The organism is Arthrobacter sp. TJ-170 (assembly GCF_058269305.1).
In genome coordinates, this window is record NZ_JBZCNL010000005.1 from 22,759 (window position 1) to 38,871 (window position 16,113).

At 62.6% G+C, this 16,113-nt stretch carries 10 protein-coding genes and 2 tRNA genes; 6 read left to right on the top strand and 6 right to left on the bottom strand.

What is annotated here, in order from left to right; translation table 11 throughout:
- Positions 1-22: 22 nt before the first annotated feature.
- The 4 genes from AC4D1W_RS10475 to pepN form a co-directional block, all read right to left on the bottom strand.
- Positions 23-496 carry a globin gene (locus AC4D1W_RS10475; RefSeq protein WP_490891730.1) on the bottom strand — a complete coding sequence of 158 codons (474 nt, stop codon included), beginning with the start codon at positions 494-496 and terminating at the stop codon, positions 23-25.
- On the bottom strand, positions 493-1,110 hold the full coding sequence (locus tag AC4D1W_RS10480; protein ID WP_490891729.1) for a mechanosensitive ion channel family protein: 618 nt from the start codon (positions 1,108-1,110) through the stop codon (positions 493-495). The genes AC4D1W_RS10475 and AC4D1W_RS10480 overlap by 4 nt, the downstream gene beginning before the upstream one ends.
- Before the next feature lie 131 nt (positions 1,111-1,241).
- Positions 1,242-1,763: an OsmC family protein gene (locus tag AC4D1W_RS10485; protein WP_490891728.1), complete on the bottom strand. Its 522-nt coding sequence runs from the start codon at positions 1,761-1,763 to the stop codon at positions 1,242-1,244.
- Between the two features lie 66 nt (positions 1,764-1,829).
- A complete protein-coding gene (pepN, locus tag AC4D1W_RS10490; RefSeq protein ID WP_490898704.1) occupies positions 1,830-4,382 on the bottom strand; it encodes an aminopeptidase N in 2,553 nt (850 codons plus the stop codon).
- 214 nt (positions 4,383-4,596) lie between these two features.
- Between pepN and AC4D1W_RS10495 the strand changes: the two genes are divergently transcribed.
- Positions 4,597-7,149 (top strand): IPT/TIG domain-containing protein, encoded by a 2,553-nt coding sequence (locus AC4D1W_RS10495; protein ID WP_490898705.1) that lies wholly within the window; start codon positions 4,597-4,599, stop codon positions 7,147-7,149.
- Positions 7,150-7,367: 218 nt separating this feature from the next.
- Positions 7,368-10,751 carry a chitobiase/beta-hexosaminidase C-terminal domain-containing protein gene (locus AC4D1W_RS10500; RefSeq protein ID WP_490898706.1) on the top strand — a complete coding sequence of 1,128 codons (3,384 nt, stop codon included), beginning with the start codon at positions 7,368-7,370 and terminating at the stop codon, positions 10,749-10,751.
- Between the two features lie 274 nt (positions 10,752-11,025).
- Here AC4D1W_RS10500 and AC4D1W_RS10505 read toward each other — a convergent pair whose 3' ends face one another.
- Complete coding sequence (locus AC4D1W_RS10505; RefSeq protein ID WP_490891723.1) at positions 11,026-12,621, bottom strand: multicopper oxidase family protein; 1,596 nt, start codon at positions 12,619-12,621, stop codon at positions 11,026-11,028.
- A gap of 176 nt (positions 12,622-12,797) precedes the next feature.
- On the opposite strand from AC4D1W_RS10505, the gene AC4D1W_RS10510 reads away from it, so the two are divergent.
- Together AC4D1W_RS10510 and AC4D1W_RS10515 are read left to right on the top strand one after the other, a co-directional pair.
- On the top strand, positions 12,798-13,271 hold the full coding sequence (locus AC4D1W_RS10510) for a ribose-5-phosphate isomerase (protein WP_490898707.1): 474 nt from the start codon (positions 12,798-12,800) through the stop codon (positions 13,269-13,271).
- Positions 13,271-14,167: an Fpg/Nei family DNA glycosylase gene (locus AC4D1W_RS10515; RefSeq protein WP_490898708.1), complete on the top strand. Its 897-nt coding sequence runs from the start codon at positions 13,271-13,273 to the stop codon at positions 14,165-14,167. Before AC4D1W_RS10510 ends, AC4D1W_RS10515 begins: the two co-directional genes overlap by 1 nt.
- Before the next feature lie 59 nt (positions 14,168-14,226).
- Here the strand turns inward: AC4D1W_RS10515 and AC4D1W_RS10520 are convergent.
- Positions 14,227-14,300, bottom strand: a tRNA-Gly gene (locus AC4D1W_RS10520).
- A gap of 145 nt (positions 14,301-14,445) precedes the next feature.
- Here AC4D1W_RS10520 and AC4D1W_RS10525 point away from each other — a divergent pair.
- Together AC4D1W_RS10525 and tig are read left to right on the top strand one after the other, a co-directional pair.
- A tRNA-Pro gene (locus AC4D1W_RS10525) sits at positions 14,446-14,519 on the top strand.
- Between the two features lie 110 nt (positions 14,520-14,629).
- A complete protein-coding gene (gene tig, locus AC4D1W_RS10530; protein ID WP_490891720.1) occupies positions 14,630-16,057 on the top strand; it encodes a trigger factor in 1,428 nt (475 codons plus the stop codon).
- Positions 16,058-16,113: the final 56 nt, after the last annotated feature.

A 16,113-nucleotide genomic window follows, 5' to 3' on the forward strand; every position in this document is an offset into this window, starting at 1 on the left:
GCGGCAACAGCCGCGGAACTGGTCAGGCAGAGTTGACCATGGAGTGCGCAGCCCGTTCAAGGTAGTCCCACAGCGTTGACTCATGCAGGGGTGAGAGCTCAAGGGAATCGACCGCGTCCCGCATATGCACCAGCCAGCGGTCACGAGCCGCCGGCGTCACCCGGAACGGCTGGTGGCGCATCCGCAGGCGGGGATGGCCGCGTGTCTCGCCGTACGTTCTCGGGCCTCCCCAGTACTGCTCCAGGAAGAGCAGGAGGCGCTCCTTGGCGGGACCCAGGTCCTCCTCCGGGTACATGGGGCGCAGTAGTTCATCCGATGCCACACCGTCGTAAAAGGCATCGACCAGGCGGACGAATGTTTCGTGTCCGCCAACGGCTTCGTAGAAGTTGTCCGTGTAGGAAGGCTGGTCGAACCGCGGACCCACCGGCGTCAAACGCGCGATGGGTTCACCGAATCGGGACGGGATGGGGATGGGGCCGGGTGTTTCACTGCTCATTGGCTTTTTTCCATTTTTTCGTCGTCTGTCGCGGGAGGCACGTAATTCCCCTGGGATCTGTTGCCTACCTTCATGATGTCACCGTTGCGGATGTACCAGATTGCTCCGTTCTCATCCACCATGCGGGTTATCCGTAGTCCGACCGACTGCACGACCCCCACGGTGTCGCCCACTTCGATGACATCCCCGATGCCGTACTGATCCTCGATGGTGATGAAGAATCCGAGGAAAGCATCCCGGATTACTTCCCGCGCGCCGAAGCCAATGGCTATACCAACGATCCCCACGCTTGCGAGGATAGGGCCGATATTGACTCCGAGCTGCTCAATCGCGGTCATGAATGCGACGAGCGCGATCGTTACCGCCGTAGCACTGCGCAGGAGCGCCCCAATGGTTTCAGCCCGCTGTATACGGCGCTTGTGATCCAGCGTCCGCAACACCGGCTGCGCCCACCGAAAATGCGGTTTCTTGAACATGTCATACCCGTTCTGCACGCGCTGAACCATACGGTTGATCAGCACACGCAGGATCAGCCATAGCACGAGGGCGGCCAGCAGGATCAGCGTGGCAGCGATGATGTTGCCGCCGTAACCGAGCTGGTCAAGGAACTGCATGGGGACACCTTTCATTGGAGCCGCTCGCGTGCCGGGGGGTTCACGGTACGTCGGGGCAGCTCAAGATTACCGTCGCAGGCTGGGCGCAGACGCATTCTTGCCCTGGGCGGTTGCCTCTCCCGGAACCTGGATCAGGCTGTGGTCATAGCATGAGGAGGCTCGGCAAGCGGCCCTGCGTTACCGCCGACCGTCACAACGGGCTCGTGCAGGACGGGAAAGTTGACCGACCGGCCGATGAAGCAGGCCGCAGCAGCCTCGCTGTGGATTGACTGCGCCGTGCGCTTGGACTTCTTGTCCGTGATCGTGACACGCGGCCGGAGCGTAACGCTGGTGAACTGGCCGCTGCCGTCAGGGTTGAGCCGCATCGTGCCTTCGGCGGCGTCCTCGTAGGCGGTCACGGTGATGTTGTTTTTCACGGCCATGTGCAGATAGGACATCATGTGGCACTGCGAGAGTGCGGCGAGGAGGAGCTGCTCCGGGTTCCAGCGGTCGGGATTGCCATGAAAAGTCGGGTCCGCCGACCCTAGGATTACCGGCACGCCGGGTGAGGACACCTCGTGGTCCCGGGAGTAGGAGCGGTACGTGGCTGTACCTTCGCCGCGGTTTCCGGTCCACACCACACTGACACGATAGTGATGCTCAGAGAGGTTCATAGGCACAAAGTACACCCGTTGGCCCGGAAGCGCAGGTGTGCAGCTTCCGGGCCTGCGGGTGGGCTGCTATTTGTCTGCTGCCTGAGCCCGGAGGGCCCTGGCTACGCCGTCGCGGTTCTCCAGGGTGAGCCGGCGGAGGGAAGCCATGTCCGAATCAAGCGTGGCCAGGAAGTCATCGGTCGCGTCCAGGGTGGCCCGCGTTGTCAGGCGGGAGGGATAGAGCCCAACGATGATCTGCTGGGCGATCTCATGTGTGCGGTCCGCCCAGATTTCCTTAGCCGCGGCGAAGTACTTCGCGGCGAAGGGCTCCAGAAGGGCCGTGTCGTGGACGCGCGTGAATCCGGCAATCGCTGAACGCTGGGCAGCGTTCGGCATATCCGAGCGTTCGACGACGGCCGCCCACGCCTCTTGCTTGGCCTCGGCCGTGGGAATTGCGGCCTTGGCCTGCGCGGCAGCCAGGGCGCCCGTGGCGGTAGCATCCCGTTCGAGCTCGGCATCGATGTCCTGCTGCGTCTTCCGGCCGCCGACCACGAGACTGGTCAATAGCTCCCAACGCAGGTCAGCATCGACTGTGAGTCCTTCCGGCGCATCGGAACCATCAAAAATCTTCTCGACGATGTCCAGCTGGGGATCCGTCTGCGCATGGACAGCAAATGCCTTCACGAACTGCAGCTGCGAGTCGGAGCCGGCGTCAGCGCCTTCCACCAACTCCCAAAGGCTGTCCGCTGCAGCTATCTCCATAGCCTGGCGATCTTCGGGATCTACGTAGAACGTCAACGTGGTCGCGAGTTGCCGCAGGAGTACCAGGACCACGGAGGAGTCGGACTCCGAGGCGATGTTCTGCAGAATCAGCTCAACGTAGTTGCGTGCAGGCGTTTCACCATCCCTGGCGGCGTCCCATGCGGAAGCCCACACCAGGGTGCGCGGCAGGGAAGCACTGAAGTCCTTCAGATGACGGGTAGCGGTGCGCAGCGACCGGTCATCGAGGCGAATCTTGGCGTAGGCGAGGTCATCGTCATTGAGGAGCACCAGGTCAGGCCGCTGCATGCCGACCAGTTCTTCGACATCCGTGCGTTCGCCCGCAACATCAAGCTCCACCCGGTGGGAGCGCTCAAGCTGCCCATCCTCTGTCAGGTCGTAGAAACCGATCGCCAAGCGGTGTGAACGGATCGTCGGATACTCGGCAACAGCGGATTGGAGGACGGCGAACGAGGTGATGGCGCCGTCGTCGTCCCATTCGATCTCCGGGCGGAGGGTGTTCACGCCGGCTGTCTCCAGCCACTGAGCCGACCACTCCGTGAGGTCGCGGCCGCTCGCTCTTTCCAGCTCGACGAGAAGGTCGGAGAGCTCGGTGTTGGACCAGGCATGCTTGCCGAAGTATTCGCGTACGCCCTCCATGAACTTGTCCTGGCCTACCCAGGCCACCAACTGCTTGAGGACGGAAGCGCCCTTCGCGTAGGTGATCCCGTCGAAGTTGACCTGCACATCCTCCAGATCATTGATCGGCGCCACGATGGGGTGCGTGGAGGGGAGCTGGTCCTGACGGTACGCCCAGGCCTTCTCGAGGGATGCGAACGTGGTCCACGACTGCGTGAACTTCGTCGCTTCTGCAGAGGCAAGGGTGGACATGAATTCTGCGAAGGATTCATTCAACCAGAGGTCGTTCCACCAGCGCATGGTGACCAGGTCTCCGAACCACATGTGCGCCAGTTCGTGCAGGATGGTGATCGCCCGGCGCTCGACGGTTGCCTCTGTGACCCGCGAGCGGAAGACGTAGCTCTCCAGGAAGGTCACTGCGCCGGCGTTTTCCATCGCTCCGGCGTTGAACTCGGGGACGAACAGCTGATCGTACTTCTCGAACGGGTAGGGCGTGCCGAATTGGGCTTCGAAGAACTCGAAGCCCTGGCGGGTCAATTCGAATACGTTCTCAGCGTCGAGGTGCTGCATGAGCGATCTGCGGGCGAACACGCCCAACGGGATGGTGCGTCCATCCGAGCTTGTCAGCTCGCTGCGCACGGACTGGTACGGCCCCGCGATCAGCGCAGTGACGTAGGAGGAGAGCACCGGCGTTGGTTCGAATGCCCAGGTGGAGCTGGTGCTGCCGTCGTCCGCTGAGCTCGCAGCGACGGGCTGGGGAGTGGGGGAGTTGGAGATGACATCCCAGTGCGACGGCGCTGTCACGGTGAAGCGGAATGTCGCCTTCAGGTCCGGCTGCTCAAAGACGGCGAAGACGCGGCGGGAGTCCGGGACCTCGAACTGGGTGTATAGGTAGACCTCGTTGTCGACGGGATCGACAAAGCGGTGCAGCCCCTCGCCGGTATTCATGTAAAGCATGTCCGCATCGACAACCAGCTCGTTGGAGGCCGCAAGATTATCCAGACGGATCCGGATGCCGTCGGCGACGGACCCGACGTCCAGGTCCACACCGTTGAGTGTCACACGGTGGACGGAGTCGGTGACGGCGTCAATGAAGGTGGAAGAACCCTGCTCGGCGTCGAAGGACACCACGGTTGTCGATCGGAACACCGAGTCGCCGCGGGTCAGATCGAGGTTGATGGCGTAGCTGTGGACGCTGACTGTGGCCGCGCGTTGGCGTGCTTCGTCCCGCGTCAGGTTCATTCCTGGCAAGGTAGTGCCTCCGGGAGTTGGGAGTGGACGTACCGCGGTTACACGGTGTGACCCACCATACGCAGAACTGCGCACCTTCGGGAAACGAGCTCAACCTGTTCCCAAGGTCCTTTCCTTACCGTTGCAGCAGCACGACAGCCGTGCAACGTCCCGCCACCTGCGGCGGCATGCCATGCGGCTGTCCGGACTGCATAGGAGAGTGAACATGTCCCCGAGATGGAGCAGTGCGAGGGCTACCGCAATTGCGTCAGCTCTTGCGATCGGTGGTAGCGCCGTCGTTGCGACGCCGGCGCTCGCCGCACCGGGTGACGCGGCCGCGTCAGCGGTGAATATGGAGCTCTCGCTGGAGCTCCTGGGCGCGAACCTTCTGGACGTTGACGCAATTGCGGCAGCGGACGGTCCGCCCGCAGAGACGGTGATTCCCGACCTCTCAGCCCATGTCGGTGCGCTGACAGGTGCGAGCGTGGCAGGTGCCGCGGAGCTGTCCACCACCTCCGGTGCAGCGGGAACGACCAGCTCCGCTTTGGTCGAGGACCTCTCTGTGTCGGTGCTCGGTGTTCAAGCGGTTGAGGCTAAGGAGGTGTCATCCTCAGCGGATTGTCTGCCCGGTGCCCTTCCTATAGCGGAAACGGATTCCCAGGACGTAGCCGTGCTCGGAACACCGGTCGATCTGGCCGAGATTCCGGCGGAAGGTCTGCAGGTGTCCACCCCCGCAACCGTTCCGGGGATGACCAGCGCCGAAATCCTCGCGAAGGTACGGCCCGGAATTACCACCCGGAATGCGTCATCAGCGAAAGCCACAGGGGTCACCGTCAACCTCACACTCAAGGGGACCGTTCCCGGCGTTGGGATGGTCGCGGCGATCTGGTTGGGCAACGTCACCATCGGTGACGTGAGCTGCGAGCACCTGGCCGCGCCGCCGGCACCAACGGCACAGGAACTGGTGCCCGCCAACGGTGTGAGCACCGGTGGGGACACCGTAACCCTTCGCGGCTCCGGCTTTACGGCGGATACAACCGTGACTGTCGGCGAGAACGCAGCTACCGACGTCGTCGTTCTCTCGGACAGTGAACTCACCTTCACAACTCCGGCCAATCCTGCCGGCACGGCGATGGTGACGGCGACAACCCTCTCCGGAACTACAGGCGGTCTTGAGTTCACCTACAACGAACCTGCGCCGGAGGAACCCGTGGTCGAGGAGATCGATCCGGATGAGACGGCAGCGACTGGCGGTGAGGAGATTTGGGTCTTCGGTTCAGGCTTCGCCAGGGACCGGACAAGCGTCACCGTGGGTCAGACGGTCATATCGGCCTCGGACGTCGACGTGTTGAACACGGGCACACTCATCGTCACGGCACCGGCGCACGCGGCCGGACCGGTACCGCTCAGCGTGACCACTCCTGTCGGCACCAGCGGCACAATCGACCTGAACTACGTTGCGGTAGCTGTGCCTCCGACTATCTCCTCCATCACCCCCGAGTCTGGTCCACTCACCGGGAACACGGTGGTGACGCTGAAGGGCACAGGCTTTGTGCCGGCGGCAACCATGGTGACCATGGATACCTCCTCGTTCCTGGACGACGACGTCACGGTCGTTTCCGATACGGAACTCTCCTTCACTGTTCCGGCAGGCACAGCAGGGCCGGTGAACATCGATGTCACAACGGCGGCGGGCACCTCCAACCAGGTGGTCTACACCTACACGGAGCCTGTGATCCCGTCGGCACCGACAGCGACCGCGCTGTCACCGACCTCGGGGCCGGCCGAAGGCGGAACGCTGGTGACCGTTGTCGGAGACGGCTTCATGACAGGGGAGACCTCCGTGACAGTGGGAGGAGTAAACGTCCCTGTGGAGAGCGTCAAGGTCGCCTCGGCCACGGAACTCTCGTTCACCACTCCCGCCCATGCAGCAGGCAGCGCCGACGTCGTGGTTTCGACCCCGAACGGTGGCTCGGGAACGCTGAGCTTCACCTATCTGGCCGCTCCTCCGCCGCCCGCCGGTATGGGAGGACATGACTTCTCGGGTGACGGCAATGCGGATGTGCTGGCTCGTGATCGGGATGGGCGGTTGTGGCTCTATGAGGGCAACGGTTCCGGTGGTTGGCTGAAGCGGGTTCAGGTCGGTTCGGGTTGGAACACGATGACCGCCATCCTCGCTCCGGGTGACTTCTCGGGTGACGGGAAGGCTGATGTGCTGGCTCGTGATCGGGATGGGCGGTTGTGGCTCTATGAGGGCAGCGGTTCCGGCGGTTGGCTGAAGCGGGTTCAGGCCGGATCCGGTTGGAACGGCATGACGAGCATCGTCGGTCCCGGTGACTTCTCCGGTGATGGGAAGGTTGATGTGCTGGCCCGTGATCGGGATGGGCGGCTGTGGCTCTATGAGGGCAGCGGTTCCGGCGGTTGGCTGAAGCGGGTTCAGGCCGGATCCGGTTGGAACGGCATGACGAGCATCGTCGGTCCCGGTGACTTCTCCGGTGACGGAAAGGCTGATGTGCTGGCCCGTGATCGCGATGGGCGGCTGTGGCTCTATGAGGGCAGCGGTTCCGGCGGTTGGCTGAAGCGGGTTCAGGCCGGATCCGGTTGGAACGGCATGACGAGCATCGTCGGTCCCGGTGACTTCTCCGGTGACGGAAAGGCTGATGTGCTGGCCCGTGATCGCGATGGGCGGCTGTGGCTCTATGAGGGCAACGGTTCCGGCGGTTGGCTGAAGAGAATCCAGGTCGGCTCCAGCTGGAACGGCATGACCAGCATTCTCTGAACGGACCCGCACTACCTCCGACGAGGAGGGCCTCCCGTGTCCTACACGACATGAGAGGCCCTCCTCAGTGCGCGGCGAGCGGCTTGAGCTGCGTCACCCGGCTCAAGGTATTCCTAGCCTCACCCCGCCACAGTGGTCCCGGGGCATGTTGCCATCCGCCCTACCTGGCAGCGGGTCTCGTTAGCTGGGGGACTCGGAACCATCAGGGAGACACAAACATGAAATCGGACGGTACACATACCGCTGCGGGCCCAACCCCGCGCACACGCAGGATATGGAGGGGGACCGGTGTTACTGCCTCGGCGGTTGTGCTCCTCTCCACATTTGGTCCGCCTCCGCTTGCGGGGGCTCTGCCCCAGCCCGCCGCTGTACTTCCCGCCGCTGTTGCAACCGGCCCGCAGGGAAGTGTGGGCCCGGTCAATCCGGATACCGGCTACCCCTACTGGTATGGGGACAACAATGGCCTTCGGCTGGAGCTATGCATTGACGTAGCTTCGGTCTGCCCGGTGGTTGGGGAAGCCTACAATCCGGCACTGCCGTTGGAGATGCCTGGAAACTTCCCGGAGGAGTCCTTCTGGTGGTCGGGTGAAGCGTCGCTGCTGTTGCCGAACGGTGAAGAGGCCCGCCTCATCATGGCCACGGAAGCAGCGTTCGGAGGTGCCGGCGACGTGGCGCAGGGTCAGCAAAACGCATTCGCACGCATGCGCATCCGCATGGAGGGCATGACACCGAACGCGAACTATACGGCGACGACGCCGTATGGCGTGTTCGAAGTCACAGCAGACGATCGTGGGCGGGTCCGTTTTACTGAGGACCTTGGATGCCTGCAGCAGCCGTGCGACTGGACTGAGCCGCTGAGCGGAAAGGTCGGTCCGTTCCTTCGGTGGGACTCCACCTTGCCCGCTGCACCGGCCGGGTCCATCGGCGACCCCAACATCGAGCACACCGTTACGGGGAGCCCGTTCGATACGAACTTCTTCCGTATTGAAGGACCGGGTATCGCGACCCCGGTGGAAACGAACCTCTTCGCGGTGCAGGGCAAAATCGCCACCGTACGTGCCGGCGTGGACAAGCCAGGCGGCACCTACAATCAGGCGCTGACAGTCAACATTCAGGCGTCGTTCCCGGACGAGGCGAAGGTTGTCTACACGACCGACGGCACAGACCCTGTGGTCGCTGAGGACGGTACGGTAACCACCGGAACGGAATGGGAACCGACCGCGGGCGATAACGACGTGGCCCCGGTAGAGCTTGCCACCCCAGGCACCACCGTACTGAAGTACTTGGCGGTCAGCTTGACGGACCCGGCCCAGCGAACTGGGATTCAGAGCGAGACCTACGAGCTGGACGCTACCAGCCCCTGGATTGACGCATCGCCGGACGCATCCTTGCCCTCTCACGCCGGTCCCCAGCAGGTAACCCTGACCGGGACTACGCAGTCGGGTGCCGCTGCGCGAATCTACTACACGCTCGATGGATCCGAACCGACGTATGACGAAGGCCCCACCGGATCGACGATGCAGTACGACGGAGATCCCATCCTGATCGGCAGCACCACTCTGATCCGCGCAGTCTCCGTTGACGAAACGGGGAAGGCAGGTGAGATCCGCGACTTCCGGTACGTCATTCACAACCTGAAGGCCATCGGTCCGGTTGTTCCGGGCGGCCACGGGTACCCGTCATGGGTCGAGGACAACGGATGGGCAGCACGGGAGGGCGTGGAAGCACAGGAACCAGTTCAGCTCGACCTGTGCCTGGACGATCCGCTGTGCCCCATCATCGAAGAGTTGCCTTTCCCGCTCGATCCGATGGAGTTCCCAAGGAACTTCCCCGGTGAATCATTCTGGTGGGCCGCAGAGGCATTCCTGCCGGTTGACGGAGAAGAGGTCCGGCTGACGCTCGCCCTTGAAGCGGCGTTCACCGGTGAGGGAGCCGCTGCGGGCGACGAAGTCGCTTTCGGTCGCATCCGGGTACGCGGCGACGAGGTGTTCGAGTTCGGTTCAACCTACGAGATCACGCATCCCTATGGAAAGTTCCTGGTCGAAGCCGATGACACAGGTAGCCTCCGCTACACGGAAGACCTCGGCAGCATGAACGGCAACGGAGACTTCACACCGTTGCTCGTAGCGAAGATCGGGCCTTTCCTGCGGTGGACTGAGGGAGCTCCAGAGGGCTACCTCGGTGACGGCAGCACGCCTCACGCCGTCATGGGCAGCCCTTACGACACCAACTTCTTTGAGATCCGGAAGGTTCGCGACACCTTGGGCGAACCGGTGAACATTTCCCTGGGAAGGACGACCGACTTTGTAGTCCAGGGCCGCACGGTCGGCGCTACGCCACCGGAAGCGCCGGTTGTCGAGGTAAGTACTCCGGGAGGAACATTCAACACGGCGCAGACCGTCACACTGACTGCTACTCCGGAAACAGCGCAGATCCTTTTCACCACCGACGGCACTGATCCCGAAGTTGATAACGGCACCCCGTACACCGTGCCGATCGAGATCGGCACGGAGGGAACCACCGTTCTCAGGTTCATCGCCGTGAACCAGGGCGTGCCTTCGGACATTGCCACCGAAACCTACACGCTCGACCTGACGGCCCCGGAGCTGACAACGACGACGCCGGGCGGCACCTTCACCGCGGCGACGACGGCAACCCTCGCCGCAAGCGAGGACGCAGTCATTCGGTTCACGACTGACGGAACCGAACCCACTGTGGCCAGCGCCCTGTACACCGGGCCGATTGCCATCCCTCAGACAACCACGCTTCGCGCGATTGCAGTCGACGCGGCCGGCAACGTCAGTGCGCTCGGACAGTGGGAGTTCGTGATCAAGGCCCCGGCGGGGGGCGGGGGCCACGACTTCTCCGGCGACGGGAAAGTGGACGTCCTCGCGCGCGACAGGGACGGCCGGCTCTGGCTATATGCCGGTAACGGTTCCGGCAGCTGGCAGCCGCGAACACAGGTCGGTTCGGGGTGGAACACCATGACGACCATCCTCACCCCGGGCGACTTCAACGGTGACAAGAAGGCAGACGTCTTGGCTCGTGACTCTTCGGGCAGGCTGTGGCTGTACCCGGGTGACGGTTCCGGCGGGTGGTTGAGCAGGACGCAGGCCGGTTCGGGTTGGAACACGATGACCAGCATCGTTGGTCCGGGTGACTTCAATGGTGACGGGAAGGTCGATGTTCTGGCTCGTGACTCTTCGGGCAGGCTGTGGCTGTACCCGGGTAACGGTTCCGGCGGGTGGTTGAGCAGGACGCAGGCCGGTTCGGGTTGGAACACGATGACCAGCATCGTTGGTCCGGGTGACTTCAATGGTGACGGGAAGGTCGATGTTCTGGTTCGTGACTCTTCGGGCAGGCTGTGGCTGTACCCGGGTGACGGTTCCGGCGGGTGGTTGAGCAGGACGCAGGCCGGTTCGGGTTGGAACACGATGACCAGCATCGTTGGTCCGGGTGACTTCAATGGTGACGGGAAGGTCGATGTTCTGGCTCGTGACTCTTCGGGCAGGCTGTGGCTGTACCCAGGCAACGGCACCGGCGGGTGGCTGACGAGGACTCTGATCGGCACCGGCTGGAACGGTATGACCAGCATCCTCTAATCAGGACGGGGTGACCGCTCCGGAGCAGACAGGAAAGCCTTCCGCACCTCACAGGGTGCGGGAGGCTTTTCCTTGTCTGCTCAGCGCGTTCCCGGCCGGTTCCAAGCGGTCTTGCACCCAGAGGCTCCAGTGAGCAAGCGTGGGGCGGCCTCTGAGCCGTCTCTTCGCCGCCGCCTTCACGCATCCGGAGCCCGTGCTCCTGCACGCAAAAGAGTCCAGGCAGCCTCCCCATCAATGGGAAGGTTGCCTGGACCTGCGGTGAGGACGTTCGGCCCTACGCGCCGTCCCAGAAGGCCGGTGCGGCCTTCATCGGATCATTGAGGTCTACGGTGCCGGGTTTCAGGCCGACGCTGAACTGGGTCATCATGTCGTGGTCCTCATGGGGCAGGTTGTGGCAGTGGATCATGTACTTGCCACGGTGTGGCCCAAATTTCATGAGCAGGCGAACGGTCTCGCCTTCGCCGACGTACACAACGTCCTTGGGACCCATTTCGTAGGAGAACGGGGCGCGACCGTTGCGGCTGAGGATCTGAAAATCGACGAGATGAATGTGTATGGGGTGGAACCAGCCACCCGAGCTGTTCTCGAACTCCCAGATCTCCGTTGCCCCCAGCTCAGGGTCGGCACACACTCGACGGTATCCGCTGGCGATGATGTCCGCCCAGGAATCCTCTCCGATGACCCAGACGCTGTCGTCGCGCTTCACCCTGAACCTGCGGACGCGGGTGTCGCGGGCAGGGCGGAGATCCATCACTTCATGACCAACCAGCGTCTGCGGGATGGTCTTCCAGGTACCGTCTGAGGTGTCCACGGGCTGGTCGGTCACATCGAAGGCCATGATGCGGTCCGTGAAGTCGTAGTCCACGTTGTTCTTGTTGGAGAGGTTCCGCAGTTCGACCCGCTGGCCCGGCTGGTATCCCGAGAAGTCGACCAGAATTTCGTAGCGTTCGGCGCCGGCGTGGCGCCAGGAGTCAACTGACTGCGTCTTCGGCATGAGCCCGCCGTCGGTCGCGACAATGTGGACAGCTTCTCCTGTACTCAGAGTCGGGCGGAACGACCGGGAGATGGACGCATTGAGAATGCGGAAGCGGTATACGCGGCGCTGCACCTTCATTACCGGCCAGGGTCTGCCATTAACCAGGATCACGTCGCCCCAGAGCCCCGAATGCGAGTTGTCGTCATAGGCGAGGCTTCCGTCGGCGGCGAACATGGCATCCGACAGGGTGAGCGGCACATCGAACTCGTTTTGCGGCAGTAACTCCCGCTCCGCGGGGTCATGCATGCAGAACTGGGCCGAGAGGCCTGAATACGCGTTTTCCGCAGTGGTGTGCACGTTGTGGTCGTGGTACCAGAGGGTTCGTGCCGACTGGAAGTTTGGGTACTCGTAATTCTTGGCGAACCCGGGAGGGATTACGTCACTGGCATAGCCATCGAACTGGGGAAGCGACGCTGAACCGTGTAGGTGAGTAGACGTGGACAGCGTGTGGCCGTGCTGGGGATGAGTCTGCGGCAGCTGGTTGCGGATCTTGAGCACTGCCCGCGTTCCCTGCAGCAGATCGATTGTGGGTCCGGGGAAGATGCCGTTATATCCCAGAATCGGAGTGTTGAGGCGGGGGAGAATCTTCGCAGTCCCGGCTTTTTGGGTCACGCTGTAGTAGTGGACCTTTGCGCCGTCAGGTGCGCGTCCGACTGCGTACGGATCGAGGATCGGTGGAACCGTGAGCGGTACGCGGTATGGCAACGGCATGTCGCTGTCTGCCAGCTTGCTCGCTGACTTGGCGCTGATGGAGCTGAAGGGGACGGACAGCGCCCCGGCTCCGATGACTCCTAGTCCCCCGAACGTGAGGACCTGACGCCGAGAAACAGACATCGGTGTTCCTTTCCTAGGATGTATGGAAAGGATGGACCCCGCTACTTGGAGAAAACTAGGACTCCCGTACGGGCCTGGGGTCCGGTGTCGCGGGATCCTGACACATACGAGCCGGTCCCGCAACAGGCACTAATCTTGAATCGGAACCTACCCGAACCTCCCCGAACGGACCCTACATGCGCGTTCATATCGCAACCGACCACGCCGGCATGGAGCTCAGTGCACACCTCGTCGCGCACCTTAGCGCCAAGGGATACGAGATGGTGGACCATGGTCCGTCGGTGTACGACCCCGAGGATGACTACCCGGCCTTCTGCATCAATGCGGCGCTTGCGGTGGTTGACGACCAGCTTTCGGGTCGTGAGGCCCTCGGGATCGTTTTGGGCGGTTCAGGCAATGGCGAGCAGATTGCAGCGAACAAGGTCCGGGGCGTACGTGCGGCGCTGGCGTGGAACCTCGACACGGCGCGGCTCGCCCGGCAGCATAACGACGCAAACGTTGTAGCGCTCGGCGGACGTCAGCATTCGCTGGAAGAGGCTACGGACATCGTAGAAGCCTTCCTTGCCGAACCTTTCAGCGGTGCCGAGCGTCATGTCCGGCGAATCCGCAAGATTGCCGCCTACGAGACCACCCGCGAAATCCTCGCGTAGTGCCTGAGGGTCACTCCATCCATCGGCTTGCCCGTCAGTTCACGTCGGTTTTCACCGGTGAGCGGTTGAGGGTGAGCAGCCCCCAGGGCCGCTTCCTGGCCGGCGCGGAGCGTCTTGACGGATCTGTTCTCACCAGTGCCCGGGCGCACGGAAAGCAGCTTTTCCTGGAATTCGACAATGACCTGGTGATGCGCGTCCACCTCGGTCTGTACGGCGCGTGGAGCTTTGGGGGAGACAGTCAGTTCCGCGGAGCTTCCAGCATCGGCGCACCTCGAAGGGTGGGCGAACGGGAAACAGCCGACGACGACGTCCCCTCCTCCTACACCGGCCCACCGCCTCCTGTGGGAGCGGTCCGTGCCCGGCTGGTTTCCGAACACGGTTGGGCGGACCTTCGCGGCCCGACGGCGTGCGAACTCATCACCGGCGCGGAACGCGACGCGGTCATCGGGAAGCTTGGACCTGATCCCCTGGACGCCGACTCGGGTCCTGCCGAGTTCATCAAGCGCGTGCGGCGTACCCGGACTGCGGTGGGCCTGTCGCTGATGAATCAGGCCGTGATTGCCGGCGTCGGCAACGTCTATCGTGCGGAGGTGCTTTTCCGGCGTCGGGTGCATCCGTGGCTTCAGGGCGTGGCACTTGGTGACAGCGAAGCGCTGGCGCTATGGGAAGATCTCGTTGTCCTGATGAACGAGGGAGTACGAGTAGGTCGCATTATTACGACAACGCCGAACCACCGCTCAGCCGACGGTTCGAGGAGCGGCACTGTTCGGACGGAGGATGCCCACTACGTCTACAAACGGACTGGGTTGGAGTGCCGTATCTGCGCTACTCCGGTGGCTATGGCGGAGATGGGGGCCCGGAAGCTTTACTGGTGTCCCTACTGCCAGGCAGCGTGATCCGTGCCGTACTTGGCTGACTCGGCCGAGAGTGGACTGTGGCTGATCCAGCTTGAGAATGGAGGGGATGACGGGAATCGAACCCGCGTAATCAGTTTGGAAGACTGAGGCTTTACCATTAAGCTACATCCCCGGATCCGGCCACTTGAGGCTTGGCGCCAAGGGTGTTGGGCCACTTTGGTGGTCGGTTGGAACGCATATAACTACATCACAAGCCTATCGAAATCTCAAAATGTGCAACCGTGCGGTTTCTTTCGTAGACTTGCCTCTGCACTAACCGGGGTGTAGCTCAGCTTGGAAGAGCGCCTGCTTTGGGAGCAGGAAGTCGCAGGTTCAAATCCTGTCACCCCGACTCTGTGTTAAACGGTGCAGAAATCTGTATCAAGCGGTGCAGAACTGATCCTTTGCGGGATCTGATTACCCGGTGCAGAACCGATCCCTATCATTCAGGAGTACTAGGCTGTGAAGAGCGCTGTCGAAAACCTCACTCCCACGCGAGTGAAGCTCAACGTGGAGGTCCCTTTCGAGGAACTCAAGCCGAACATCGAAGCTGCCTACAAGACCATCGCCAGCCAGGTGCAGGTTCCGGGTTTCCGCAAGGGCAAAGTTCCCAACAAGCTCATTGACCAGCGCGTTGGACGCGGCTACGTCATAGAGACGGCGATCAACGATGGTTTGAACGGCTTCTACCAGAACGCGGTCCAGGAGACGAAGATCCGCCCCCTGAGCCGGCCCGAGGTGGAAATCACCGAGGTTCCCGATCCCTCAGCGCAGGATGGCCAGCTCCTCTTCACCGTGGAACTAGATGTCCGTCCCGAGATCGAGCTTCCCGAATACTCGGGCCTCGAGGTCACCGTTGAGGCCGCCAAAGCATCCGATGAGGACGTCGTGAAGGCTCTTGACGAGCTCCGCGGACGCTTCGGAACGCTCAAGGAAGTGGACCGTCCCTCGACTGACGGTGACTTCCTCACCCTTGATCTGACGGCAAAGATCGACGGTGAGGAAGTGGATTCCGCCGCTGACATCTCCTACCAGGTTGGCTCCGGCACCATGCTTGAAGGCATGGACGAAGCTGTAACGGGTCTCAGCGCCGGTGAGTCCTCTACCTTCGAGACCACCCTCGCCGGGGGCGAGCACACCGGCAAGACCGCTGAGGTTACGGTCGCCGTGAAGGCAGTCAAGGAGCGCGAGCTCCCTGACGCCAACGATGACTTTGCCCAGCTGGCATCTGAGTTCGATACCATCGATGAGCTGCGCGCCGATCTGGCCAAGCGCTCCGCAGAGGACAAGCTTGTCGAGCAGGGTGTGGAAGCCCGTGACAAGGTGCTCGAGAAGCTTCTGGAGCTCGTTGAGGTTCCGGTTCCGGAGTCGGTCATCGAAGAGCAGCTCGAGCAGCACTTCAACTCTGAGAGCAGCCATTCGGCAGGCGAGGACCACGACACCGAAGAGCACCGCGCAGAGGTTCGCAAGAACACCGAGCAGGCCTTCCGAAATGAGATCGTCCTGGATTCGGTCGCTGAAAAGGAAGAAATCGGCGTCAGCCAGAACGAGCTGATCGACTACATTGTCACCTCGGCCAGCCAGTACGGCATGGAGCCGAACCAGTTTGCGCAGATGCTCGACCAGAGCGGCCAGGTTCCGATGATCGTCGGGGAAGTGCGCCGGCGCAAGGCCTTGGCCAAGGTGTTGGAGCTCGCGGTCGTGACGGACACAAACGGTGAAACAGTGGACCTCTCCGACTTCGTGCGCCCGGCAGGGGACACCGAGCAGGCAGAGGACGAGTCGCCCGTGGAGGACGCTTCCGGTGAGGAAACCGATGCCGCAGTCGTCGAGTCCGACGCTCCGGATGCCGACGCCGCGGATGCGGACGCGGAGTCCACGAAAGCCTAGCTTTCAATCGTTTCAGTAGATGCCGTCAGCCGTGCGCTGGCGGCATCTGCCGTTAA